General features: G+C 48.2%; 25 protein-coding genes. 9 read left to right on the top strand and 16 right to left on the bottom strand.

Annotated features, from left to right (window positions below; translation table 11 throughout):
- Positions 1 to 10 precede the first annotated feature (10 nt).
- The 3 genes from UCH007_RS05425 to rph all read left to right on the top strand — a co-directional run bounded on the left by UCH007_RS05425 (position 11) and on the right by rph (position 1,723).
- The gene (locus tag UCH007_RS05425) at positions 11 to 520 is read left to right on the top strand and encodes a CinA family protein (protein ID WP_046961269.1); all 510 of its coding nucleotides are present in this window, start codon (positions 11 to 13) and stop codon (positions 518 to 520) included.
- Positions 513 to 926, top strand: coding sequence for an NUDIX domain-containing protein (locus tag UCH007_RS05420; RefSeq protein WP_046961268.1), 414 nt, complete (start codon positions 513 to 515; stop codon positions 924 to 926). Before UCH007_RS05425 ends, UCH007_RS05420 begins: the two co-directional genes overlap by 8 nt.
- Positions 927 to 1,003: 77 nt before the next feature.
- The gene (gene rph, locus UCH007_RS05415; RefSeq protein ID WP_046961267.1) at positions 1,004 to 1,723 is read left to right on the top strand and encodes a ribonuclease PH; all 720 of its coding nucleotides are present in this window, start codon (positions 1,004 to 1,006) and stop codon (positions 1,721 to 1,723) included.
- An 85-nt stretch (positions 1,724 to 1,808) separates the two neighbouring features.
- Here rph and UCH007_RS05410 read toward each other — a convergent pair whose 3' ends face one another.
- A complete protein-coding gene (locus UCH007_RS05410; protein ID WP_046961266.1) occupies positions 1,809 to 3,083 on the bottom strand; it encodes a glutamate-5-semialdehyde dehydrogenase in 1,275 nt (424 codons plus the stop codon).
- Positions 3,084 to 3,188: 105 nt separating this feature from the next.
- Here UCH007_RS05410 and UCH007_RS05405 point away from each other — a divergent pair, with 105 nt between their 5' ends.
- From UCH007_RS05405 to UCH007_RS05395, 3 genes are all read left to right on the top strand, one after another.
- Positions 3,189 to 3,959, top strand: a complete 771-nt coding sequence (locus UCH007_RS05405) for a MerR family transcriptional regulator (RefSeq protein ID WP_052753402.1) — start codon at positions 3,189 to 3,191, stop codon at positions 3,957 to 3,959.
- Positions 3,960 to 4,145: 186 nt separating this feature from the next.
- Positions 4,146 to 4,994, top strand: coding sequence for a S1C family serine protease (locus UCH007_RS05400; protein WP_023652602.1), 849 nt, complete (start codon positions 4,146 to 4,148; stop codon positions 4,992 to 4,994).
- A gap of 82 nt (positions 4,995 to 5,076) precedes the next feature.
- Entirely contained in the window at positions 5,077 to 6,261 is a 1,185-nt protein-coding gene (locus UCH007_RS05395; RefSeq protein WP_023652601.1) for a trypsin-like peptidase domain-containing protein, read from the top strand.
- Positions 6,262 to 6,300: 39 nt separating this feature from the next.
- Here UCH007_RS05395 and UCH007_RS05390 read toward each other — a convergent pair whose 3' ends face one another.
- Genes UCH007_RS05390 through proB form a run of 3 tightly spaced genes read right to left on the bottom strand, consistent with a single transcriptional unit; the run spans position 6,301 to position 8,023 of the window.
- Positions 6,301 to 6,627: a hypothetical protein gene (locus UCH007_RS05390; RefSeq protein ID WP_012882332.1), complete on the bottom strand. Its 327-nt coding sequence runs from the start codon at positions 6,625 to 6,627 to the stop codon at positions 6,301 to 6,303.
- Complete coding sequence (locus UCH007_RS05385) at positions 6,624 to 6,890, bottom strand: hypothetical protein (RefSeq protein WP_012882331.1); 267 nt, start codon at positions 6,888 to 6,890, stop codon at positions 6,624 to 6,626. Before UCH007_RS05385 ends, UCH007_RS05390 begins: the two co-directional genes overlap by 4 nt.
- Before the next feature lie 11 nt (positions 6,891 to 6,901).
- Complete coding sequence (gene proB / locus UCH007_RS05380) at positions 6,902 to 8,023, bottom strand: glutamate 5-kinase (protein WP_023652600.1); 1,122 nt, start codon at positions 8,021 to 8,023, stop codon at positions 6,902 to 6,904.
- A 148-nt stretch (positions 8,024 to 8,171) separates the two neighbouring features.
- On the opposite strand from proB, the gene mfd reads away from it, so the two are divergent.
- Both mfd and UCH007_RS05370 read left to right on the top strand, forming a co-directional pair.
- A complete protein-coding gene (gene mfd / locus UCH007_RS05375) occupies positions 8,172 to 11,618 on the top strand; it encodes a transcription-repair coupling factor (protein WP_046961265.1) in 3,447 nt (1,148 codons plus the stop codon).
- 71 nt (positions 11,619 to 11,689) lie between these two features.
- Positions 11,690 to 13,201 (top strand): B12-binding domain-containing radical SAM protein, encoded by a 1,512-nt coding sequence (locus tag UCH007_RS05370; protein WP_046961264.1) that lies wholly within the window; start codon positions 11,690 to 11,692, stop codon positions 13,199 to 13,201.
- Between the two features lie 255 nt (positions 13,202 to 13,456).
- Here the strand turns inward: UCH007_RS05370 and acpP are convergent, their stop codons facing one another.
- From acpP to UCH007_RS05330, 8 genes are all read right to left on the bottom strand, one after another.
- On the bottom strand, positions 13,457 to 13,717 hold the full coding sequence (gene acpP / locus UCH007_RS05365) for an acyl carrier protein (RefSeq protein ID WP_012882327.1): 261 nt from the start codon (positions 13,715 to 13,717) through the stop codon (positions 13,457 to 13,459).
- Positions 13,718 to 13,721: 4 nt separating this feature from the next.
- Positions 13,722 to 14,153: a transcription antitermination factor NusB gene (nusB, locus tag UCH007_RS05360; protein WP_046961263.1), complete on the bottom strand. Its 432-nt coding sequence runs from the start codon at positions 14,151 to 14,153 to the stop codon at positions 13,722 to 13,724.
- A gap of 11 nt (positions 14,154 to 14,164) precedes the next feature.
- The gene (gene fabG / locus UCH007_RS05355; RefSeq protein ID WP_046961262.1) at positions 14,165 to 14,917 is read right to left on the bottom strand and encodes a 3-oxoacyl-[acyl-carrier-protein] reductase; all 753 of its coding nucleotides are present in this window, start codon (positions 14,915 to 14,917) and stop codon (positions 14,165 to 14,167) included.
- Positions 14,917 to 15,849, bottom strand: coding sequence for an ACP S-malonyltransferase (gene fabD, locus UCH007_RS05350; RefSeq protein WP_046961261.1), 933 nt, complete (start codon positions 15,847 to 15,849; stop codon positions 14,917 to 14,919). The genes fabG and fabD overlap by 1 nt, the downstream gene beginning before the upstream one ends.
- A gap of 25 nt (positions 15,850 to 15,874) precedes the next feature.
- Positions 15,875 to 16,093 (bottom strand): 50S ribosomal protein L32, encoded by a 219-nt coding sequence (rpmF, locus tag UCH007_RS05345; protein WP_012882323.1) that lies wholly within the window; start codon positions 16,091 to 16,093, stop codon positions 15,875 to 15,877.
- 28 nt (positions 16,094 to 16,121) lie between these two features.
- A complete protein-coding gene (locus tag UCH007_RS05340; protein WP_023652593.1) occupies positions 16,122 to 16,541 on the bottom strand; it encodes a YceD family protein in 420 nt (139 codons plus the stop codon).
- A 75-nt stretch (positions 16,542 to 16,616) separates the two neighbouring features.
- Positions 16,617 to 16,820 carry a hypothetical protein gene (locus UCH007_RS05335; RefSeq protein WP_046961260.1) on the bottom strand — a complete coding sequence of 68 codons (204 nt, stop codon included), beginning with the start codon at positions 16,818 to 16,820 and terminating at the stop codon, positions 16,617 to 16,619.
- A gap of 29 nt (positions 16,821 to 16,849) precedes the next feature.
- A complete protein-coding gene (locus tag UCH007_RS05330; protein ID WP_023652592.1) occupies positions 16,850 to 17,689 on the bottom strand; it encodes an enoyl-ACP reductase FabI in 840 nt (279 codons plus the stop codon).
- A 160-nt stretch (positions 17,690 to 17,849) separates the two neighbouring features.
- On the opposite strand from UCH007_RS05330, the gene UCH007_RS05325 reads away from it, so the two are divergent.
- Complete coding sequence (locus tag UCH007_RS05325; RefSeq protein ID WP_010936960.1) at positions 17,850 to 18,080, top strand: Lrp/AsnC ligand binding domain-containing protein; 231 nt, start codon at positions 17,850 to 17,852, stop codon at positions 18,078 to 18,080.
- A gap of 79 nt (positions 18,081 to 18,159) precedes the next feature.
- On the opposite strand, the gene argS is transcribed toward UCH007_RS05325, so the two are convergent.
- The 4 genes from argS to UCH007_RS05305 all read right to left on the bottom strand — a co-directional run bounded on the left by argS (position 18,160) and on the right by UCH007_RS05305 (position 24,542).
- Positions 18,160 to 19,830 (bottom strand): arginine--tRNA ligase, encoded by a 1,671-nt coding sequence (argS, locus tag UCH007_RS05320; protein ID WP_046961259.1) that lies wholly within the window; start codon positions 19,828 to 19,830, stop codon positions 18,160 to 18,162.
- Between the two features lie 324 nt (positions 19,831 to 20,154).
- Positions 20,155 to 22,608: an ATP-dependent DNA helicase RecG gene (gene recG, locus UCH007_RS05315; RefSeq protein ID WP_046961562.1), complete on the bottom strand. Its 2,454-nt coding sequence runs from the start codon at positions 22,606 to 22,608 to the stop codon at positions 20,155 to 20,157.
- 124 nt (positions 22,609 to 22,732) lie between these two features.
- Positions 22,733 to 23,668, bottom strand: coding sequence for a DegV family protein (locus tag UCH007_RS05310; RefSeq protein ID WP_046961258.1), 936 nt, complete (start codon positions 23,666 to 23,668; stop codon positions 22,733 to 22,735).
- Between the two features lie 28 nt (positions 23,669 to 23,696).
- Complete coding sequence (locus UCH007_RS05305; RefSeq protein WP_012882315.1) at positions 23,697 to 24,542, bottom strand: DegV family protein; 846 nt, start codon at positions 24,540 to 24,542, stop codon at positions 23,697 to 23,699.
- Between the last annotated feature and the right edge of the window lie 22 nt (positions 24,543 to 24,564).

The following is a 24,564-nucleotide window of genomic DNA, read 5'->3' as shown; positions in this document are numbered from 1 at the left end:
TAATACTATTATGATTGATAACCTAGATTATAAACTAACTGCTCTGGCAGGGGAAATAGGGCAGCTGCTTAATAAGCATAAGCTTAGTCTGGGAGTGACAGAATCTGCAACCGGCGGGCTGGTTTCACACGCTATTACCAATATTCCCGGCTGCTCGGCTTATTATCTGGGTTCGGTTACCAGCTATTCTAACCATATTAAACAAAAACTTCTGGGTGTATCCGCCCGAATACTGGACACCCAAGGTGCAGTCAGTATGGAAACTGCCTGCCAGATGGCTTCGGGGGGCAGGCAACTTCTGGGTGCCGATATTTGCCTGTCTGATACCGGCATCGCCGGCCCGGATGGTGAGACTCCGTCTAAGCCGGTTGGGTTATTTTATCTGGGTTTAGCCGCCCCGAAGGATGTCAAAGCATTTGAACGCCGTTTTACGGGCAGCCGTGAAGAAATAAAATATCAGGCGGCTATTGCTGTTCTGGAGATATTGAAGGAATACCTGAAAGGTATTTCGGGTGGATAAATTGCCCCGTTTACAGCCGGTGGTGACCGCTTTTCTTATAAAAAATGGCAAAGTGCTTTTATTTAAACGCAGCCAGCGGGTGGGAAGCTACAGGGGGTTTTGGGCAGCTATATCCGGCCATATGGATACCACATCCCTTGAACAGGTTTACACTGAAATAGCTGAGGAAACCGGTTACAATCCCGAAGAACTGGTGCTGCTCAAAGAAGGACAGGTATTTGAGTACCATGATACTGCGCTGGGTATCCTCTGGCAGATACACCCCTTCCTTTTTCACCTGAAAATTGACAGGCCGCCTAAGATAGACTGGGAGCATACTGATTTTTGCTGGGTTTTGCCTGCTGAAATAGCTTCCATTGTTACTGTTCCCCTGCTTAAAGAGGCATTTGAAAGCCTGAGCGGATAAACGGCTGCGTTGTCCCCGTTTACTTCAGGGTGTTATACTTGCGGGTATAAACTAGTTTAGAAATGGAGTCTGTATTCATGCAAAGAGGTGATGGCCGCAACTTCAACCAGCTAAGGCCGATAACAATTACTCCCGGTTTCCAGAGCTTTGCCGAGGGTTCGGTTTTGATAGAGCAGGGTAAGACCCGGGTAATCTGCTCGGTCAGTATGGAAGATAAAGTCCCCCAGTTTCTGCGAAACAGCGGTACCGGCTGGGTTACGGCTGAGTATTCCATGCTGCCCCGTTCTACTGTTACCCGCACCCAGAGGGATTCATCTGCTGGCAAGATATCCGGCCGAAGCCAGGAAATTCAGCGTCTTATAGGCCGCTCCCTGCGTTCCTGCGTGGATTTAGCGGCTCTGGGCGAGCGGTCTTTTATTATAGACTGTGATGTTATTCAGGCAGATGCCGGTACCCGCACCGCTTCCATAACCGGTTCATATATAGCCTTGTATCTGGCATTTAAGAAGATGGTAGATATGGGTATTCTCTCCAAAATGCCTTTTACTTCTCAGGTGGCGGCGGTCAGCGTCAGTATTTTTAAAGGCAATATTGTGCTTGACCCCTGTTACGATGAGGATTTTCAGGCCGAAGTGGATTTTAACCTGGTTATGAATGACCGGGCTGAGTTTGTGGAAATACAGGGTACGGCTGAGGGCAAAACCTTTTCCCGTGATACCCTTGACCAGGTACTTAAACTGGGTGAAGCCGGTATCAAACAGCTTTTTGATATTCAGAATAGTATTACCCGGCCGTAGCTTTAGTCAGCCGTGTGGCAGATATTTAAAAGGGGGGCTTAAGCCCCCCTTAGATTATATTCAGTTACGGAAGTAGAGTAATAAGCTATCCCCGTATCTGGCCGTTCCCGTAGACTATCCATTTGTAGCTGGTTATCTCCTTAAGCCCCATGGGGCCGCGGGCGTGCATCTTCTGGGTGCTTATGCCCAGTTCCGCTCCCAGCCCGAACTGCGAGCCGTCTGTAAAACGGGTGGAGGCATTTACCATAACAGCAGCCGCATCCACTTCGTTCAGAAAGCGTTGGGAAGAGGTATAGTTCTGGGTTACTATGCTTTCGGTATGCCCTGAGCCGTATTTGGCAATATGCGAAAGTGCTTCGTCCAAGCTGTCTACTACTTTTACGGCTGCAACCAGTGCCAGAAATTCTTTGCCCCAGTCATCTGCAGTGGCGGGTATCAGCTTGCAGCCGAAAGTGTTCTCCAGTATTTTCAGGGCTCTTTCATCTGCCCGTATTTCCACTCCGGCTTTGCTCCATTCGGTGGCAACAGTCGGCAGAAAAGTGGAGGCTATATCTTTGTGTACCAGCAGGGTGTCCATGGCGTTGCAGACGGTGGGGCGTTGTACTTTGGAATTATAAGCTATGTTTACCGCATCAGCTATTTTGGCATCAGCATCTACGTATACATGTACTACCCCTATGCCTCCGGCAACCACCGGTATAAATGAGTTTTGTTTAACATAACTAATTAGTCCGGCACCGCCTCTGGGTATGACTAAATCGATTTGTTCTGAGAGCCTGAGCAGGTGGTTTACCAGACTGCGGTCAGTATTTTCTATAAACTGGATAGCTTCTTTGGGCAGACCTGCATCTGCAACAGCCTGCCGTATAAGCTCTGCCAAGATGGTATTTGAATGGATAGTTTCCTTGCCGCCGCGCAGAATAACCGCATTTCCAGCTTTCAGGCACAAAGCGGCAATATCCACTGTGACATTGGGGCGGCTTTCATAAATAGCCGCAATAACACCCAGCGGTACCCGTTTTTTACCTATAACCAGGCCGTTTGGCATTGTGCCCATATCAAATATTTCACCCACCGGGTCAGGCAGGGCTGCAATAGCCAGAGTATCTTTGGCGATACCCTCCAGACGGCTCTGGTTGATTATCAGACGGTCCAGCATAGCAGAGGGCATACCTGACGCTTTGGCTTCAGTCTGGTCTTTCAAATTAGCTTCCAGTATGGCCGCAGCGTTATCCAGCAGGCAGGTGGCAATATTTTTAAGGGCGGCATCTTTTTGGGCCGATGAAGTATAACTTAAAGGGCGGGAAGCGGCTCTGGCTAAGCGGGCTTTTTCTTCTATTTCCAGCAGTGCTTTTTCCATCATTTCTCCTTTAAGCTGTGGTAATACACAAATATTAAACTCTGGGCCGGAAAATGGCAAGGTTAAAGTTAGACTAGCCTTGGCTCTTGACCATTACCTTAGGTAATGCTTTATGATAAGGTTATGGAAAAACTGCTGACAGTGGGCGAACTTGCTAAAATGGCCGGAGTGAGTATACGCACTCTGCGCTTTTACGATGTGCACGGACTGCTGAAACCCCGCAGTTATACTGCTGCCGGATATAGGCAGTATGGCCGGGATGAGGCTTTGCGCCTTCAGCAGATACTCTTTTACCGTGAGCTGGGGTTTCCATTGGAAGGGATAAAACTACTGGTTGACGATAAAAATGCGAGCATCCTTGAAAATCTGCGCCGTCAGAGCAGTTTGCTCAAGGATAGGGGAAAGAAGCTTGCAGATTTGCAGAAGACTATTCAGAAAACTATATCCAGTCTGGAAGGGAAAATAGAAATGGAAATAAACGAATATTACCAGGGACTTCCCCAGGAAAAAATTGATTATTATCGTCGTGAAGCCCGCCGCCGGTATGGTGAGGAAACAGTGCGGCGTTCCGAAGAGGTGGTAGTAAAAATGGGTAAAACCAAAATGGCAGAGCTTCAGGCACAGGGGCAGTCTATATTTGAAGGACTGGCTGAGAATATACCCAACGGACCTGCCCACTCTCTTTCGCAGGCACTGATAGCTAAGTGGCGGGAATGGCTGGAAAACTTTGCTCAGTATACTGATGAAGGTTTGCTGGGCCTTTCCAGAGGCTATCGGGATGACCCTGAGTTCAAGGCATTTTTTGACAAGATACATCCTGGATTGGCCGCTTTTATTGCGGATGCGGTTGAGGTGTATTTCAAGAAAACCGCTTGATACCATAGGGATATGATGGAAAACCGGGGGATGAAGATTAGTCTTTATCCCCTGTGATTTTTAAAGAAGTGTATTTTAACGGGGCTGGACTGCCGGGTGGAAATATTTTCCGGCGTTTTAACATTTCGGCATTTGAAAGAGTTATTATAGAGTATCCGGTTTGAATTTATATTAACGGAGGCAGCTGTGGAAAGTGCCAGATTTCGCTGGGTAAGTATTTCAGTTATTGCCCTTCTGGTGGTGGTTACCGGGTTTAATACCCTGATGCTTTTTCAAAAATCAGACCAGCTTAATCAAGCTGAAACTCAAATTAATTCTCTGACCCAGAGTTTCGCTTCGTTAAATAACCTGGGCGGAGAGATTTCCAGCCTGCAGCAGGATTTCTCTGACCTGCAAAGCCAGCTTCAGCAGGTAAATACAGATCTTACCTGCCATGAGTGTGCGGTTGCGGATTTGGTCAGCCTGATTGAACCGTCAATAGTGCGGGTAGACGTGAGCGGGCGCAATTTCAGTGCTTCCGGTTCCGGCACTATTATTGATAAACGGGGCTTTATACTGACCAATTACCATGTTATTGAAGGGGCAACTACTATCAGGGTAACCCTGATGGAAGGGGCTATATACTCAGCCAATGTGGTAGGCAGTGACGTGGGCCGGGATATAGCTTTGCTGCGGATGAGTGCTACCGGCGGGCAGGAATTTCCTGCCGTTACTCTGGCAACCATGGCTGATATAAAGGTGGGTATGGATGTGGTGGCAGCAGGGTTTCCTCTGGGGACTGACCTGACTGGTCCGGCCACATTTACCAAGGGTATAGTTTCGGCTATGCGCACCTATGAAGGTTATCTGTATGTGCAGACAGATGCCGCCATAAACCCCGGCAATTCGGGCGGTTGCATGGTGAATATGGCTGGGCTTATGATAGGTATACCCTCTGCCGGGATAGTACCTTATGGTGAGGATATAGAAGATATAAATCTGGTTATACCGGTAGATGATATTCTAAGTTTTCTTGCCTTGTATCTGCCGGGTTGAAAAAAATATAGCTGTGCTTCCCTTTCCCAATATGCCCAAAGAGGGTATTATTAGATGTTGATAATCTAAAGGAGGATTAGGTATGACTACCGCCCAGAAATGGATAGGAGTATTACTTAGCCTGGTACTGGTAGGGGTAAGTGCGTTTAACACGGTGCTTCTGCTTGACCAGAAAGACCAGCTTGAAACAGCCCAGGGGCAAATCTCATCTCTGCAAAGCCAGCTTAGTCAGGCCGGGGCAGATATAAGTTCGCTTAAAAGCCAGCTGACAACAGTAAACGGACATCTGGCTACTCTGGATGGGCAAGTTGCCGAACTGTTGAAACTTTCTACAGCTCAGGTGGATGCCATTGCTTCGGTAATGGCTTCGGTGGTGTATATAGAGGTAGATTATTATGACCCGTCTACCGGTGAAAGAGGTACTGTTTCCGGTTCGGGGACTATCATGGACAGCCGCGGCTATATACTTACCAACCGCCATGTGGTGGAAAATGCCACCCACGTGACGGTGATTTTACCCAATAAACAGGTTTATAATGCCGAAGATTTCTGGACAGATGATTTTATGGATGTAGCCGTAGTTAAAATAGATGCAGACGGTCTGCAGGCGGCATCTTTCGGTGACCCTGCCACCCTTAAAGTGGGTGATACGGTGGTGGCTTTGGGTTATCCCTTGGGCATATCCCCAACTGATGGCGGCATGACGGTAACCGCCGGTATCGTAAGCAATCTGGAAAACTGGTTTTTCATAGACGGGACGCCTTATTTTGATGTAATCCAGACAGATGCGGCTATAAATCCGGGTAACTCCGGCGGCCCTATGATAAACCTTCAGGGGCAAATTATCGGTATAAACAGTGCCGGTATTCTGGATGCTCAGAATATGGGTTTTGCAATAAATATGGCTACAGCCAAGCATATTTATGAAAGCCTGGTAGCAGACGGCAGTTATCATCACCCCTATCTGGGTATAGATATTGACGACTATTATGATAATATCCCCGGTTTCCCCGGTGCTGAAGCCTCAACCGGGGTTGAGGTACTGGATGTTGAGTCCGGCAGTGTAGCTGCCCTTGCCGGTTTAAGGGATGGAGATGTTATTTACCAGTTTAACGGACAGGTTGTAACATCTTTCTCAGACCTGCTTCGTTTTCTCTGGAGGATGAATGCCGGAGATACAGTGGTTCTTGTAACTGAGCGGAACGGCGTTGAGCGGACTATCACAATAACACTGGATGAACGTCCGTCAAACTTTTATTACATTTAGTTTATAAATAACAGGTTAATAAAAAGCCCGGTGTTGCTTCTAAGGCGTGCCGGGCTTTTTTATGCCGTGTTTGCTACGCAAATTTCCTAGTGAACCCCTCCCGTTAACCAGATAACGGTACTTGGGGAGTTTTCGCCCAGGCGGGTTAGTCAGGCTGATTACCACGCTGCCTTTCCGCCCGTCTTCAGTTTCAAAAATATATTCAGACGGTTTCAGCTCTTTGGCAGATGTTATCTCTCCCCACCACTTGGCGGATGTATACTGGCTGGAATTGGTTTCCATGAGGTTATACTGGACGTCAGCCAGCGGTTTATCTACATCTTTGAGGTAGATATGACCTAGTCCGCTGGAGTATTTAATGCTCACGGGGTTTTAAGCGGGCTCATGCCCTGGAAGAGATAAAAATGGCGTGAAGGCATACCGTAAACGGCCTTGTTCAATTTCTTTTTAAGGGTGCAGCGCCCTTGTTTTCCATCTTCGGTGAGGATAGAATAACCGCCGCCGTCAGCTACCTTGTGGTATTCGGTGAAGACCAGTTCGCCCCACCAGCGGGAATCGGAATTATCCTGAAGGGTATATTCCACTTGCCCTATCAGTTGGTCTCCCAGGTATATATTGCCCAGTGCCATGACTACCTCCGTTAAATTACCACCAGGTTATTGCGATGAATTATTTCAGGGCCTTGGTTACCCTCCAGAACAGCATTTATCTCGTTCGTGTGTAAGCCTTTGATTTTGGCAATATCATCTGAAGAATAGTTGGTTATGCCATAACCCAGCCGTTTGCCGCGGCTGTCATTCAGTTTTACAATATCCCCCCGCCCGAATTTACCCTCAGCCTGTTGTACCCCGGCAGCAAGCAGACTTTTCTGGTTTTCCCGTAGAGCTTTGGCTGCTCCGTCATCTATGCAGATACTGCCGCGGGTGCAAAGTCCGCTCATCATCCAGCGCTGACGGCTGCCCGGTTTGTGCAGCGTGGGTATAAAACGGGTGCCTTCAGTTTCTCCGTTTGCCAGTTTAAGGATAATATCCGGTATATGTCCGTCCGCTATGATGACGTTTACCCCAGAAGATGTGGCCAGTCTGGCCGCTTCCAGTTTGGTCACCATTCCGCCCGTACCCAGCTTGTTGGAACTTCCGGCGGCAAGGTGTTCCAGATCTTCGGTTATCTCTTTGACCTCGGTTATCAGGGTGGCATCCGGGTGAAGGGTGGGGTCGGCGGTATAAAGTCCGCGGATATTAGTCAGTATGAGGAGCAAATCTGCCTCTATCAGGTTGGCTACCATGGCAGACAGATTATCATTATCCCCGAATTTGGCCTGCTGGATTTCATCTACCGCCACCACGTCATTTTCATTGACAATAGTTATCACTCCCAGCTCCATCAGGGCCAGTAGGGTATTTCTGGCATTCAGGTAACCGGAACGGTCAGACAGGTCATTCTTGGTCAGCAGACCCTGGGCAATTGTCAGACCGTAAGGACTGAAAAGCTGGTCATAATAATTCATAAGCTGGCTCTGCCCTATAGCTGCCAGCACCTGTTTAAAAGGAACATCTTTCGGGATATGCCTAAGCCCCATTTTAGAGCGTCCGGCGGCAATTGCCCCTGAAGAAACTATGATTATCTCAGTACCAAGGCGGGTCAGTTCGGCTATCTGACGGCATAAATCCGCCATGCGCTCATGGTCAAGTTTGCCTGTACCGCCGGTGAGCAGACTGGTGCCTAGTTTTATTACAACCCGTTTATAACAATTTCCGTTCATAAATAAGTCATTATAGCAAGCAAGTTATGCCAGAACAAGGATTGGCCGTATATATTGTGTTTGACTTGAGGGCGGGGTCTTTCGGTGATACAATTTTCAAGCGGGGCTACCTCTAACGGTAAGCCCCTAAATGTGTTTGGAGAAGATATTGAATCTTAGCGGTTTGTTGCCTCTTATAGACCAAAGCCCGTCATTTGACAGCCTGTTTCAAGCTCTGGATAGGGGTGAAGCTGACATTTCGGTTTTAGATGCGGGGCGTGGGTTTAGTCTGGCATCCGTATACCGCAGGCTAAAATGCCCCATGCTGGTTATTACCTCGCAACCGGAGCGGGCAAGGGAACTTTTAGAGCAGATAGCTGCTTATACAGGAGAGGAGCCGGGTTTTCTGCCTGACCCAAGTCTGCTGCCTTATCAGCGAGCTGTTTCTGACCGTAATTCTTCACTGGAAAAGATGCGGCTGGCAGGCATTCTGGGCGGGTATATCCGCAGCGGAGATTCACGGATAATAGTTACGGCTGTGCCGGCTTTGCTACAGCGGTACGTTTCTCCGGAAATATTTAAACAATCTTTTATACAAGTCTGGGCCGGGTTGGAAATAGAACCCCAGGACTTAATCAGCCGTTTTCAGCAGTTGGGATACCGCCAGGAAAGCATAGTGGAGATACCGGGTACATATTCCCATCGGGGCGGCATATTGGATATTTTTCCTCATACCGAAGATAATCCGGTAAGACTGGAATTTTTCGGTAATACTCTGGAAAGTCTGCGTAATTTTGATCCCAAGAGCCAGCGTTCGGGAAAAGCGGTAAATGAGCTTACTATAAGCCCCGCAAGTGAGCTTTTTCATCTGGGGCAGCTGACCCGTAAGGACATTAATAACCGGCTGGATATTTTGCTCACAGATAATCTAAATCCCGAATTCAGCCGTACTCTGTCAGCAGATATAAACCATCTTAACGAGGGCCTGAAACCCGAATACCCCGAATTTTTCGCTCCTCTTTTTAATACCTCAAGCATACTTGATTACCTTCCGTCAAATGCTCTGGTAGTGCTGGATGAACCTGCCTCCATAGAGCAGGCAGCTTTTCATCTGGATAAAGAAGCCGAAGAACTGCGCTCTGATCGTCTGTCACATGGTGAACTTCCTTCCGTCTATCCCCGTCCGTATTTTAACTGGGCAGAGATATCCGCCATGCTGAAAACCAGAAAACGGCTTATTATGGCCTCCTTCGGGCGGGAGAGTGAGTCTTTAAAGCTGGATTTTACTTCCCCGGATAATTATGTAGGGCGTTTATCCGCTTTGTATGAAAAATTGCCGGAACTAAAAGGGCACACTGGCAGAGTGGTTATTGTCAGTCATCAGGCCGCCCGTCTAGCTGAGCTTTTAAAAGAGCGCAGTATTTTGGCGGTTGTCCAGACAGATGTATTAACCCCCCCTCCGCCTGCCAGTCTCAGTCTGGTTCAAGGGATATTGGGTTCCGGCTGGAGTTTAAGCGGTAACTTGCATATTCTCACGGATGCCGAACTTTTCGGCTTTGTAAAACAGCGGCGTCTGCCTTCCAAGCGTCCGTCTGCCCGTAAGGGTGTGGTGCTGGATATAAAACCGGGTGAATTTGTGGTGCATATAGACCATGGTGTGGCTTTGTTCAGCGGGGTCAGCCATATGAACCGTGATGGTATGGATAAAGAGTACCTGATACTCCAGTATGCCGGCGGTGACAAACTTTATGTGCCGACAGATCAAATGGACAGAGTAAACCGTTTTATAGGCAGCGGAGATGAACCGCCGTCTTTGCACCGCTTGGGTACTCAGGAATGGCAAAGGGCAAAAGAAAAGGCCAGTGAATCCGCGGAGGAAACCGCCCGCGAACTCCTTGATATCTATGCCAAACGCGAGTTGGCAAATGGCTATGCATTTTCGTCAGATACTGTCTGGCAGCAAGAAATGGAGGCATCATTTCCGTATGTGGAAACTCCTGACCAGCTGAAAGCTCTGTGCGATATCAAAGAAGATATGGAAAAAACCCGCCCTATGGACAGGCTTATACTGGGGGACGTTGGCTACGGTAAAACAGAAGTAGCTATACGGGCAGCTTTCAAGGCGGTCATGGACGGCAAGCAGGTGGCAGTGTTGGTACCTACTACAGTGCTTGCCCAGCAGCATTACACTACTTTCCGTGAGCGGCTGGCTACTTTTCCGGTCAAAGTAGAGGTGCTTAGCCGTTTTCGCAGCCAGTCCGAACAGAAAGAAGTGGTTGAAAATATGGAAAAAGGCGAAGTGGATATCTGCATAGGTACTCACCGCCTGCTTCAGGCAGATATAAAGTTTAAAGATTTGGGACTGGTAATTATAGACGAAGAGCAACGCTTCGGGGTAGCGCACAAGGAATTTTTCAAGAAACTGCGTGCCCAAGTAGATGTGCTTACCCTTAGTGCAACACCCATTCCCCGTACTTTGCATATGTCTATGGTTGGGGTAAGGGATATGAGTGTTATAGAAACTCCGCCCGGTGAACGCCTGCCTATTAAAACCGTAGTAGCTGCTTTTGATGAACGGCTGATACGTGAAGCTATATTGCGGGAGATGGAAAGGAACGGGCAGGTATTTTTCGTGAGTAACCGGGTAATGGGCATAAATTTACTTGCAGAGCGTATTCAGAAGCTTGTCCCCGAAGCCCGTATAGGTATCGGGCACGGGCAGATGGCTGAAGATAAGCTAGCCGCCGTAATGGCTGATTTTGTGCGGCATGAACTGGACGTGCTGGTATGTACTACTATTATAGAATCCGGAGTGGATGTGCCGAATGCCAATACTCTGATTATAAACAGGGCAGACCGCTTTGGGCTTACCCAGCTTTACCAGCTGCGGGGGCGGGTGGGGCGGAGCTCCCAGCTGGCATATGCCTATTTCCTGTATGACAAAGAAAAACACTTAAGCGGTGATGCTGAAAAACGCCTGAAAACTATTTATGAAGCAGCTGAACTTGGGGCAGGATATGGTATTGCCATGAAAGATTTGGAAATAAGGGGTGCGGGAACACTGCTTGGCGTAAAACAATCAGGTTATATAAATTCGGTCGGTTTCAACCTATACACTCAGATGCTGTCAGAAGCAGTAGCCGGACTGAAAGCTGCCGGAAGCGGGCTTTCCAAAGAAGAAATACGCATCCAGAATATGCCTGCCCCCAAGCTGGATTTACCCTTGGACGCATTTATACCCGAATACTATATCCAGGATCTGGATTTACGTTTGTCTATTTACCAGCAATTATCAACTCTGGCCAGTCTGGCAGGCGTTCTGGAAAAGGAAAAAGAACTGACAGACCGGTTCGGGGTAATGCCAAAGGAACTTGAAAATCTGCTATATTCATTCCGTTTACGTTTGCTGGCTAAAAAAGCCCACGTGGAAACTATCGTAACCGAAGGCAGTCAGATAGTAGTGCGGATGCTGGGCGGGCTGATAATAAATAAAGCTTTGCTTGAACCGCTTAGAGCGGGAGTGGTGGCAGGGCGTAATCAGGTGGCTATCCAGTTCAGAAAGACTGGCGATAGTTGGAAAGAAGTGTTAGAAGAGATTATCTGGCGGCTGGGGTAGTTATGGTTTTAAATGAATGAAATTTATGATATCATTCAAAATATTCAAATATCCTCCTCTAGGAGATTCAGATGAAAATACTGCTCCTCTACCCCCGTTACCCTGACACATTCTGGAGTTTCAAGCACGCCTTAAAGTTTGTCTCTAAAAAGGCTTCTTTTCCGCCTTTGGGTCTTTTGACTCTGGCCGCTATGCTGCCGGAGAGCTGGCAGAAGAAGCTTATAGACCTTAATATTGAAAACCTGACAGATAAAGATATTCTGGCGGCAGATTATGTTTTTATAAGTGCCATGGCTGTTCAGCAAAAGTCTGCCCACGAATGTATAAACCGCTGCCATGCCCTTGGCAGAAAAGTGGTGGCCGGAGGGCCTTACTTTACGGCTGAGGCCGAAACACTCAAGGGTATAGATCACTTGCTGCTGGGTGAGGTGGAAAACTCTCTGGCAGATTTTGTGGCTGATTTGGAAGCAGGAAAAGCGGCGGCGGTCTACCCCGAAAAAGAGAAATCAGACCTTACCCGTACACCTATCCCTCTCTGGAATCTGGTCAAGGCAAAAGAGTATTCTTCCATGAGTCTTCAATACTCGCGGGGCTGCCCGTTCAACTGTGAGTTTTGTGATATTGTAGTTTTAAATGGCAGGATTCCCCGTTCCAAAGGGCGTACTCAAGTTTTGGCTGAACTTAATGCCCTGTACAAATCCGGTTGGCGTTCCGGAGTTTTCTTTGTAGACGACAACTTTATAGGCAACAAGAATAAACTAAAGGCTGATATACTGCCGGCAGTTGTAGCCTGGCAGAAGAGAAAGGGTTATCCATTTTCATTTAATACTGAGGTTTCTATTAATCTGGCAGATGATGACGAACTGCTTCACCTGATGGGCGAAGCTGGCTTTGATACTGTATTTGTGGGAGTGGAAACACCCAATCCGGAAAGTCTGGCGGAATGTTCCAAACACCAGAATGCCAATAGGGATATGCTGGTTTCAATTGAGAAAATCCAAAAAGCCGGTATGCAGGTTCAGGGCGGTTTCATACTGGGCTTTGACAGTGACCCTGTGTCCATATTCCGTGCCCAGATAAATTTTATTCAGCAAAGCGGTATTGTGACCGCCATGGTAGGTCTTTTAAATGCCCCCAGAGGTACCCGTTTGTGGAACAGATTAAAAAAAGAGAAACGGCTGCTGGAAGATTTCCGGGGAGATAACACGGATTGCAGCTTGAACTTTGTTCCCCGCATGAAGACTGAAGTGCTGATAAACGGATATAACCGGGTGCTTTCAGCCATATATGCTCCCCGCGAATATTACCAGCGGGTATCGGTGCTTATATCCAGATATCACCCCAAGCCAAAAGGTAGGGTAAAACCGATATCAGTCCAGAGGTTAAGGGCATTTATGCGGTCTGTATGGCATCTGGGTATTTTAGACAACAGTCGGAAGTATTACTGGCGGTTGTTGGGCTCTACCCTGATAAAAAACCCCAAGGCTTTTCCGCTGGCAATCACCCTGTCAATTTACGGCTATCACTTTCGAAAGGTAGTAGAGCGGTATACAGGGTGTAAATTCGGACAGGATACCGCCTGAGGGTTGTCTTAATCCAAATCTGGCCAGTAAATAGTGCATTAAGAGGAAAAGCCGGCCGAATGGCTAAGAGGGTTACCCCTTTTGATTTTCTCTTTTTCGGACAAAAATCACCCATGCCGTTTAGCTGTTTTTTAGGCAAACGGCCTTGCTATCTGAAATTTTATTCGAACAGATTCAAAGGACAATAAAATGCCCGGGCTGGATTTCAGCTGCTTGTTTAAAACCTGGTTGAATTCTGTGGATTTAAAGGCTTTATTAGTTGTCTTTTATGCCTTTGGACTTTAGATAGTCCACCACAGCCTGTACCGTTTTTAATTTTTCGGCATCAGTATCAGGTATTTCAAATTTGCTTTCAGGAGTACCAAACTCGGTCTCCAGCGCCATAATAAGCTCTACCTGGTCCAGAGAATCTGCACCCAAATCATCTGCAAAACTGGCAGTAAGCACCACATCTTTTTCTTCGGCGCCCAACTGCTCAACACTAACTTTTTTTACTCTTTCAAAAACCGTTGCCACTACTTCACTCCTCCCGTTGGTTTGCTGTATCTGCCAGAGCTTTGCTGACAGAACTGAGAACCCCATTTATAAATCTGGCAGAAGAGTTGCCCCCAAATGATTTGGCAAGTTCAACTGCTTCGTTAATAGCTACTTTTACAGGTACGTCATTTTCATGGATAATTTCAAAAATGGCCAGCCGGAGGACATTCCGGTCAATATAGGAAAGCTGCTCCACCGGCCAGGCGGAAGCAAACTGGCGGATATTTTCATCCAGCAGTTCCTTGTGCTTGACTACGGCATTGGTCAGCCTGAAAATAAACTCTGTGTTTTCTTCAGTCTGAGGGGTTTCGGTTAAAAGGCGTATTAAAACATCTTCGGCATTATGCCCTGCTAAGTCTTGTTCGTACAGGGCTTGAAGGACTATTTCACGTGCTTTGCGTCTGCTGGTCGTCACTCTTTACTCTCTTATATTATAGACATACCGCCGTCCAGGCTTATTACCTGTCCGGTAATGTATTTGGCATCTTCTCCCGCCAAGTATAATGCACAAGCGGCTACATCTTCCACTATGCCCAGTTTTTGCATGGGTATACGCTCTGTTATGGCCTGTCTTTGCTCTTCGGATAAAGCGGCGGTCATATCGGTCTCTATAAAACCAGGGGCAATGGAATTTACGGTTATATTGCGGCTGGCCACTTCTTTAGCCAGAGAGCAGCTGAATCCCAGAATGCCGGCTTTGGCTGCGGCATAGTTGGCCTGGCCGGGGTTGCCCTTTAAACCCACTATGGAACTAAGGTTTATTATCCGTCCCCAGCGGTTTTTCAGCATCTGGCGTAGGGCTGCTTTGGAACACAAAAATACACTTTTCAGGTTGGTCTGGATTACACTGTCCCAGTCTTCTTCGGATAAACGCATGGTCAGCTGGTCACGGGTTATGCCGGCATTGTTTACCAGTATATCCACCCCGCCGAAGGCTTCCTGGGCGGCTTTGAAGAGGACATCTACTCCGCTGCTCTGGCTTACATCTGCTTGAACAAATACGGCCTGACCGCCATTGGAACGTATGTGGGCGGCCACTTCTTCACCGGCGGGCGAAAGGCTGTTTACCACCACTTTTGCCCCCGCTTCGGCAAACCGTAAAGCTATAGCTTTGCCTATGCCCCTGCCGGAGCCGGTAATCAGGGCTGTTTTGCCGTCTAAACTCAGCATCTTACCCATTATACGCTAAAATTTTGGATAGAAGCGGTATCGTTTATATTGTAGATACTGACACTGCGGTTAATTCTTTTAATCAGGCCGGCCAGCACTTTGCCCGGCCCAATCTCAACAAAGGTATTTACCCCGGCGGCTATCATGTTTTCTATGCTTTTTTGCCACTGGACACCGCCGGTCAGCTGGCAGGCCAGTTCGCTTTTTATATCTTGCGGATTGGTAAGCGGACTGGCACTGGTATTGGCTACCAAAGGTATTTTGGCGGTATCAAAACTGATAGAGTTAAGTACTTCTTTTAAACCGGCGGAAGCTGGCGACATAAGCGGGGTATGAAACCCGCCGCTTACCTGCAAGGGTACTACTTTCATCGCTCCGCTGGCGCTGGCTTGGGCAGATGCCTGCTCTAACGCCTCTTTCAGGCCGCTGATAACCATCTGTCCGGGAGAATTGAAATTCGCTATGTAACAGCCTGTTTTAAGGCAGATATCAGACAGTATTTCTTCCGAAAGTCCTATAACAGCTGCCATAGCACCCGGTGTTTTGGCAGCCGCTTCCGCCATAAGCTCCCCTCTTTTGCGGGAAAGTAAAATAGCCTGCGGGTAGGGGAGTATGCCGCTTGCACCCAGAGCCGAATATTCACCCAGTGAATGCCCGGCTACAAAAGAAGGTTCGGGCAGGAGCTTTGACTTGCCGCTTTCCATAAAAGCTGCAAGGGCACATAGGCTGTGGCAGACAATGGCACTCTGGGAGTTGCGGGTGTCTTTAAGGTTCTCTTCAGGCCCTTCAAAACACAGTTTTGACAATGAAAATCCCAAAGCTTTATCCGCCAGATCAAAAAGCTCTCTGGCGGAATGAAACTCGGAATACAGATCCCGTCCCATGCCCACGAACTGGGCACCCTGACCGGGGAAGACATAAGCTGTTTTAATCTCAGTCATGCCTTAAAAACTGACCAACCGAAAATTACTGCTGACCCTTGGATTTGTCAGCCTTTTTCTTGGCTATCGCTTCCATATCAATCACAGTCCGTCCTTTGTAAGTGCCGCAAACGGAACAGGCTTGATGAGAAAGCTTGGGGCTGTTGCACTGGGGGCATTCCATTACAGCCGGGGCACTCAGGGCTACATGAGCCCGGTGATTACCCTGGCGGGAATGGGAAAGTCTTCTTTTAGGTAGAGCCATTATTTTACTCCGTTAAATTAGTATTCGTTTAATATTCAAAACCGCGGCACTCACCGGAGCACAGAGGTTTCATGGGTGTTGCCATTATAGCACCTTCACGGATAATCTCGCTCAAATCCAGAATATGGTGCTCGTCAATAAAAAAGGCGTCAAGCTCTTCAGAATTGTCCACTTCGAAGCCGTGTACCACATCTACGGTGGGCAAAAACCGTTCTTCAAGGCGGATACTGACCGGGCAGCTGAAGTCCTTTAGACAGCGGACACAGCTAAGGTTCATATGGGTATCCAGCAGTCCGGTAACCAAAAGGCCGCGGTCAATACGGGTAAAGGTAACCTCTCCGGATACCCTGATAGGACTGCCTTCCAGATTTATTTCATCGTCCAGCTGGTAGGTGCGGGTGGCACCGACGGGTGATTTCAGCAACTGGGCTACATTATATTGCAGCACTATCTTCCTCGTACAAAACAGAGTTTATTATAGATTAAGGCTATATTACATGCAAGTTGAAAACCAAAAAGCAGTTTATTTGGCACTCCGGTTTTTCAATCGAAGCACCATATGCCCTATAATGCCAACAGCAAAACTGGCCGGTGCTGCCACCATACCCAAAATCACCCAAAAAGTATCATCAATTTCAAACAGGCTAACCAGCATAAGATGGATAAAGAAACTGACCAGAAACACTAAAACAGATATAAACATAAGGCGGCTGAAGTTTTTGGCCATCACGCCCTCTCTTTCAACGGATTAAGCTATTATACACCCGCTTCTGGCTGATTGCGTTCCAGCAAACTAAGCAGTTTTTCGGAAATACCTGCACTGGAAAACCCCCCGTCATGGAAAAGGTTTTGCATGGTAACCTTGCGGCTGAGGTCTGAAAGCAGGGTTACCACATAATCAGCGCATTCTTCCCCGCTGGCATTACCCAAGGGGGCAAGCAGATTTGCATATTCGTACATGGCATCAAAATTGCTTATTCCCGAACCGGCGGAGGTGCGGGTAGGTGACTGGGAAACGGTATTTACCCTTATTCCCCGGTCTGCCAGGCGGGAACCGAAATTTCGGGCAATAGCTTCCAGCAGGGCTTTGGCATCGTTCATGTCGTTATACTGGGAAAATACCCTTTGCGCCCCTATATACGACAACGCCAGTATGCTGCCGTTGTCTTTGAGGACTCCGGCTTCAAGTGCATAACGGATTATTTTGTGCAGGGATATGGCCGAAATTTCCAGCCCTTTGTTATAAAAAATATAGTTGGTAGATTCATACGGTATTTTCTTGCGGATATTGGCGCTCATACCTACCGAATGGACTATGAAATCTATCTCCCCCAGGCTGGTTTTCAGTTCGGCAAACAGGGCTTTCAGCTCATCATCGCTGGTGGCATCTGCAACCAGCAGCGGGGCTTGGCCGCAAATGCGGGCCAGTTCGGCGGTGTTTCCCATTTTAAGGGCGGTAGCTACGTTGGAAATAGCCAGTTTAGCTCCTTCGCGGTGGCAGGCCAGGGCTATTTTCCAGCCCAGACTTTGCTCGTTTAAGGGGCCGAATATAATTCCTTTTTTACCCTTGAGCAATCCGTAAGACGTTTGAGTCATAATATCTCCCGTCAAAATATTTTATAAATTTGTCATAAAAATAAAAAATGCATAAAAAGTGTGTTATATTATAGTCCATACCGCCTGCCGTATTCAAATATCAATCATGCCTTTATTATAGCCTAAAAAAGTCCGGGGAATAGATGCAGGGAGGATAAATATGTCTGCCAAAGCCTTTGTCCTTATTGAGGCCGCTCCTGCCCAGGCGGGGAAAATAGCTGACAACCTCAGGGAGATTAGCGGTATATGCAGTATAGATGCGGTTACCGGCCCGTATGATATTATTGCTGTAGTAGAGCGGGACACCCTTACCGGAATAGGTGATTTTATCACCTCAAAGATACAGGCGGCAGAGGGCATTACCCGCACCGTTACCTGTCTGGTCCTCTGATATATTTCGGCGGGGTAGGCGCTAAAAAGGGCAGACTGTTTGGGGTCTGCCCTGATTGCAACTTAAAATGATTAGCTCGTTACATGCTTTGGGGTGAGGTCATACCCATAAGGTGCAAGGTTCTGGCCAGCACAATACGGCTGGCGTCTACCAGTTTCAGGCGGGCTGAGCTTAGTTCAGTATTATCTGAAATCACCCGGCAGTCTTTGTAAAACTGGTGGAAAGCATTAGCCAGTTCCTGGGCGTAATAGGTCAGGTGGTGGGGTTCAAGGGTGCGGGCCACAGTCTCCACAATCTCAGGCAGTTCGGCCATCTTGCGGATAAGCTCAAGCTCTGCTTCTTCTCCAAGCAGGGCGGTATCCCCGCCGCTGTAAGAAATCTCTTTTTCTTTTGCCAGAGACAAAATACTGCAAATACGGGCATGGGCATACTGGACATAATAAACCGGGTTTTCGGCTGATTCCTTTTTAGCCAGCTCCAAATCAAAATCCATCTGGCTTTCGGTGGAGCGGGACAGGAAGAAGAAACGGCAGGCGTCTGCCCCCACTTCCTCAATAACCTCACTCAGGCTTATCATTTCACCGGTGCGTTTGGAAAGGCGTACCAGCTCACCGCCCCGTTTCAGGGTAATCATCTGGAAAAGCAGGGTAGTAAGACGTTCGGGGTTGATACCCAGAGCGCTTAGCATGGCTTTCATGCGGGATACATGCCCCTGATGGTCTGCCCCCCAGATATTTATAACCCGGTCAAATTTGCGTTCAATGAACTTGTTGTAGTGGTAAGCAATATCAGACGCAAAATAAGTAGGTGTGCCGTCACTGCGGACTATTACGTTGTCCTTGCTGTCTCCCAGCAGGGTGGAGCTGAACCAGGTGGCATTGTCCCTTTCGGCAATATAGTTGTTGGCCGAAAGTATATCCATGGCGGTTTTATACTGCCCGCCGCTATATAAAGACCTCTCTGAAAACCAGACGTCAAAATCCACTTTGAGGGACTTCAGGTCATTACTGATAAGGCAGAGCATACGTGCCATGCCTATCTCCCCCAGGTCATTCTGGGCTATTTCAAGAGGCATTTGCAGGTATTTATCCCCGTATTTGGCTACCATTTCGGCCGCCAGCTCTACCATGTACTGTCCGTGATAACCGTCCTGAGGCACAGCCGCATCTTTACCCAGAGCCTGCTGGTAGCGGGCAAACAGGGTGCGTTTGAAAGCGTCTATCTGGCTGCCGGCATCATTGATATAAAACTCTTCCTCAACATAATAACCGGCGGCTTTAAGCACGTTTGAAAGGGTGCTGCCCAGCACTGCCCCCCGCCCGTGACCTATATGTATAGGCCCGGTGGGGTTGGCGCTGACAAACTCTATTTGAACGCGGCTGCCGCCGCCCATATTTATATTGCCGTAGCTTTCGGCTTCGTCGAGGATGGTTTTCACCAGATTGCACAGCCACTCTTTGGAGAAAGTGAAATTTATAAAGCCGGGATGGGCTACGCTTATTTTGGCAATGCCTTCACCGGGTTCAATATAGCCGGCCAGTATTTCAGCCAGCTCCATGGGGCGTTTGCCGGTAGCCTTGGCCAGCCGCAAAGGCAGGCTGGTGGCATAGTCGCCATAATTGGTTTTTTGGGGATGCTCTATACTTATATCCACGCTGAGCGCCGGAATCTGCCCTTCCTGACGGGCTTTTTCCAGAGCCTGGCTGAGAGACTCTATAATAATATTTTTGATAGCTAAGATACTGTTCAAGACTAAACTCCGAGTATTTATTATTGCGGTTTAAACTGGAAAATAGATTATATCACATAATGGGAAGATGATAATGTCTGGAGGGGGGTATAATGATACGGATTTGTAAGGGGTGTTAAAATTAATAATAGTACAAATGAAAATACCACAGGAGATGAAGATGAAAGGCATTCCGACTCAGAAGCAAGGCAATATTGCAAGGCCTGTTAAAACCAGCGGCGGATTTCGTCCGGATAGGTCAGGAGACGGGGTAAGTCCGTTTATAGAGCGCCCAGGTAAAAGGAAATAAATTACCTAAGGCTTAATATGCCGGGTAATTAAGCTCTAGCTCCACTCGCTCTTTTTGGGCCATACCCGCCTTATTTCCTCTTCCAAAGCCTTGTTTTCAGGCAGGTTTAGTTCAGGGTCAGACTCAAACAAACGGGTAGCTTCCCTGCGTGCCTGTTCCAGCAAACCCACGTCGGATATACTGGCCATGCGCAGGTCAGGCAGGCCGCTCTGGCGGGTGCCGAAAAATTCACCCGGCCCCCGCAGCCGCAGGTCTTCCTCAGCCAGCTTAAAACCGTCCTGAGTGCTTTCTATGATAGACAGGCGTTCCTGCCCCAGCAGAGACGGATTTTCGGCCAGAAACATGCAGTAGCTCTGCTCTGTTCCTCTGCCCACCCGCCCCCGGAACTGGTGCAGCTGTGAAAGGCCGAAACGGTCAGCGCTTTCCACCAGCATTACGGTGGCGTTGGGTATGTCTATACCCACCTCCACAACCGGGGTGGAAACCAGTATGTCCATTTTACCTTCGTTAAAGTGCTTCATGATACTTTCTTTTTCAGAGGCATTCATCCGCCCGTGCAGCAAAGCTACTTTGGATTCCGGAAACACCTCTGAAGACAGGGTTTCATATTCGGCGGTGGCGGCTTTGGCCTGTATAGCCTCAGATTCTTCTACCAAAGGGCAGATTATAAATGCCTGCCGTCCTGCCTCAATCTGTTTGCGTATAAAATTATAAGCGCTGTTACGCTGTTCGGGTTTCAGCCAGCGGGTTTTTATGCTCTGGCGTCCGGGCGGCAGTTCGTCTATGACTGAAAGGTCAAGCTCTCCGTACAGGGTTAAAGCCAAGGTGCGGGGTATGGGGGTGGCGGTCATGATAAGTATGTGGGGGTTTATTCCCTTACTCCTAAGGGCAGAGCGTTGTTCCACCCCGAAGCGGTGCTGCTCGTCTATAACAGCCAGCCCCAGGGACTTGAAGCGGATTTCCTTCTGGATAAGGGCATGGGTGCCAATGGCTATATCAATCTCGCCTTTTTTAATCTTTTCCTTCAGGATATCTTTCTGGCTGGATTTCATATCGCTTATCATCAGAGCTACCCTGAGCGGGCGGTCTAGCAACCCTTCAAAGCTATACACCCCGTCCAGAAGGGTGCTCACTTTGGCAATAGAGGCAAACAGGCGGGTGACACTTTTAAAATGCTGTTCAGCCAGTATCTCGGTAGGTGCCATAAATGCTCCCTGAAGCCCGTTGGCAGCGGCAGTAAACAGGGAAATAACGGCGACTATGGTCTTTCCCGAACCCACTTCCCCTTGAAGCAGGCGGGACATAGGTACACTCTTAGAAATATCGGCTTTTATATCAGCCAGACATTTGGTCTGGGCATCAGTCAGTTTAAACGGCAACTGTGAAATAAAATGGTCTATAGCGGGCAGGTTTACCTTTAAAGCCCGTCCTGTTTGTTCTTGCCAGCGTTTTTTCTTGGCCAGCACTCCCAGCTGGAGGATAAACAGTTCATCAAATGCCAGCCTATTGCGGGCGGCGTCTTTCAATTCTTCCGTATCAGGAAAATGTGCCTGCCGGATAGCTTCGGCAAGCGGCAGCAGGCGGTTTCTTTTAAGGGTATCCTCCGGCAGGAAATCTGAAATACCGGGGGTGGAAATATCTATAAAGTTTTTCATCAGGCGGCGCAGGCTTCGCTGGTGAAGACCGGCGGTCAGGGAGTAAACCGGCACTAACCGCCCGGTATGGATAAGGTCAGCTTCGTCAGGCAGTTCCTCCCATTCGGGGGATTCAAATACGGGTCTGCCATTAAATATGGAAACCCGCCCCGAAAGCACCACTCTGGCATTTGGTTTCAGATTACGCACCATATAGGGGTTGTTAAACCAGACTGCCCGCATATTGCCGGTATCGTCCCCCAGTACCGCCTCGGTTGAGCGGCGTCCTCCCATGTAATTCACCTTGGACTGCCAGACATTGGCAATTATGGTCTGTTCAGACCCTGCTTCCAGCTGGGATATTTTTTTCAGGCGGCTGTAATCCAGATGGCGGTTTGGGAAATAATAAAGCAGATCGCGTACTGTATTGATGCCCATTTTGTGAAATTTGGGGGCGGTAGCGGCACTTATGCCTTTTACTAAAGAAATATCCCCGTCAAGGGCTGGTGGGCAGCCGTCTGTTTTCGGTCTGGCAGTTTTAGCGGCGGACTTGGCTTTATTTGTTTTGCGGGGTGCAGGTATGCCGGCAGGCTGGTTTTCCAGCTTGGGCAGAAATGCCAGCACCTCGGTTACCCACTTACGGCGTTTATCTTCTGTCATTCGGGCATAACCCGGGTCAGAGAGTTTCAGTTTGTGAAATTCAAGCAGGTCATCAGGGTTATTTATACCCGTTGCGGCTTCCTTTGCCCAGCGGGACAGAAAGTGGTCCAGCCCGCCCATAACGGCGTTATCAGCAAAACCTTTTTGTACTTCCAGCTGAAGTATTTTTTTAAAGGCGCCGGTATCTGCTCCCAAATTTATACTCCGCCTTTGGTTTTTAAAAATGATAGACCATATAATCTCACTTGTCCACACTATCCCTGCATAAAAAAGCCCTCCTTTTAAGGGGAGGGCTTAAAGCCTAATATGTTTTTAAAAACTAATGCAGGCTGGAAAAGCCCAGCTTGGGCAAATGGATAGAGGGCAGCTTAAATGATTTCTTGTCTTCCGTTTCGTCTGGAGACGCTGTGCCTATACCGCTCAGCTTTTCCCTGATAGCCACTACCAAAGTGCCGGGGCCGCCGTGGACACCCAAAGCAGGCCCAAGCTGTGAGATATGGATTTTACTCTGGTCAATAAAATCAGCCAGTTTTTCCTTCATGCTTTGAGCTTCCACCAGATCTACACTTTGAACTATCTGAACCGCTTCCAGATTGCGGTTATTTTTTACCAGTTCGGTCAGTTTTTCAATACCTTTATTGCGGGTGCGGTGGATACTGGCCGGCCAGAGAGAGCCGTCTCTAAGGGTAAGCATGGGGCGGATACTCAAAACCCCGCTGATAAGGTTGGATGCACTGCTGAGACGCCCGCTCTTCAGCACATATTTTATGGTATCCAGCAAAGCCCAGATATGTACCTGGGGGATATAGCTCTTGATGCTGTTTATTATATTCCCGGCACTTTCACCCATTTTTGCCATTTCGGCTGCCTGGGTAGCCAGCAAGCCCAATGCACCGGATGTAGCCTTGGTATCTATCAGTTCTATATTGCTGCTGCTTTTTGAGAGTTCTCTTCCCTGTACAGCCGAATTATAGGTGCCGGATAGTTTAGAACTCATAATCAGGGAGACTATCTGGTCAGTTTCCTTTGAAAGCGTTTTATATGCATTGGCAAAATCAGCCGGGGTGGGCTGGGAGGTGGTGAATTGCTCACCTGCCAGCATTCGGTTGTAGATTTCGGTTTGGGTTATATCCAGCCCGTCCCGATAGGTTTTACTGCCCGACATTACATATACCGGTACTACCGTAATGCCCAGTTCTTTTATAGTTTCCGGAAGTAAATCCACTGTGCTGTCGGTAACTATTTTTACACTCAATTACCCGTACCTCTGACTATGTTTTTTACTAGGCATCTGCCCAGGCTACCACGCAGACAGCATTAGGGCCGATAGATGTCCCGATAACCGGACCTATCCGTGAACGGATTATCTTTTCTTTGGGGAAAATATTACCCAAACGATCTATCAGACTTTCGGCTACTTCGGGTGTGTTGGCGTGTTCAACCCCCAGATAGCGGATATTTTTACGGCTGGCGGCATAGTTGTAAAGGTAATCCATACCCGCCTGATGGGAACGCACTCTGGTTACCGGGCTGACCTCTCCGTCCTGAACGGTAATAATGGGCTTGAATGAAAGCATAGCCCCCAGCAGGCTCTGGGCTTTGCCAATCCGCCCGCCTCTGGCCAGATACTTCAGAGTATCAAAGTACATGACTCCCGCCAGATAGTTATGGGGCTTTCGGAGTTCTTCCAGTATCTGGTCCAGATTTGCCCCTTCTTTGGCCATGTCCGATGCCCGAAAAGCCCTGAGTCCGTGTCCCAGTGTGGTCAGGTTTGTATCAAATACCTCTATACGGCAGGCGGGGCTTTCCAGAGTTTTTTTGGTATACATTGCCGACTGGTAAGTACCGCTGAGTTTCTGGGAAAGAGTAAGGATAAGTATCTGGTCGGTTTGTTCCGAAAGACGGGTCACCAAATCTATTACATATCCGGGAAGAGGTTGGGTAGTGGTGGGGATATTTTCGTCTTGGGGCAGGCGGGTGTAAAATTCATCAGGAGTTATATCTATGCCGTCCTGAAAGTGTTCGTTTCCGAAAGATACGGTGAGCGGCATTATATGGACATTCCCCATCTCTTTGGCCATTTGGGGTGAAATATCAGATGTGCTGTCAATTACAATCTGGACATTCAAATTAGAGCCTCCAAAAACCTGT

The organism is Dehalococcoides sp. UCH007 (assembly GCF_001010485.1).
Lineage (GTDB): Bacteria > Chloroflexota > Dehalococcoidia > Dehalococcoidales > Dehalococcoidaceae > Dehalococcoides > Dehalococcoides mccartyi_A.
Note: the sequence above shows the minus strand (reverse complement) of the source record. Positions and strands in the feature narration are given on the sequence as shown.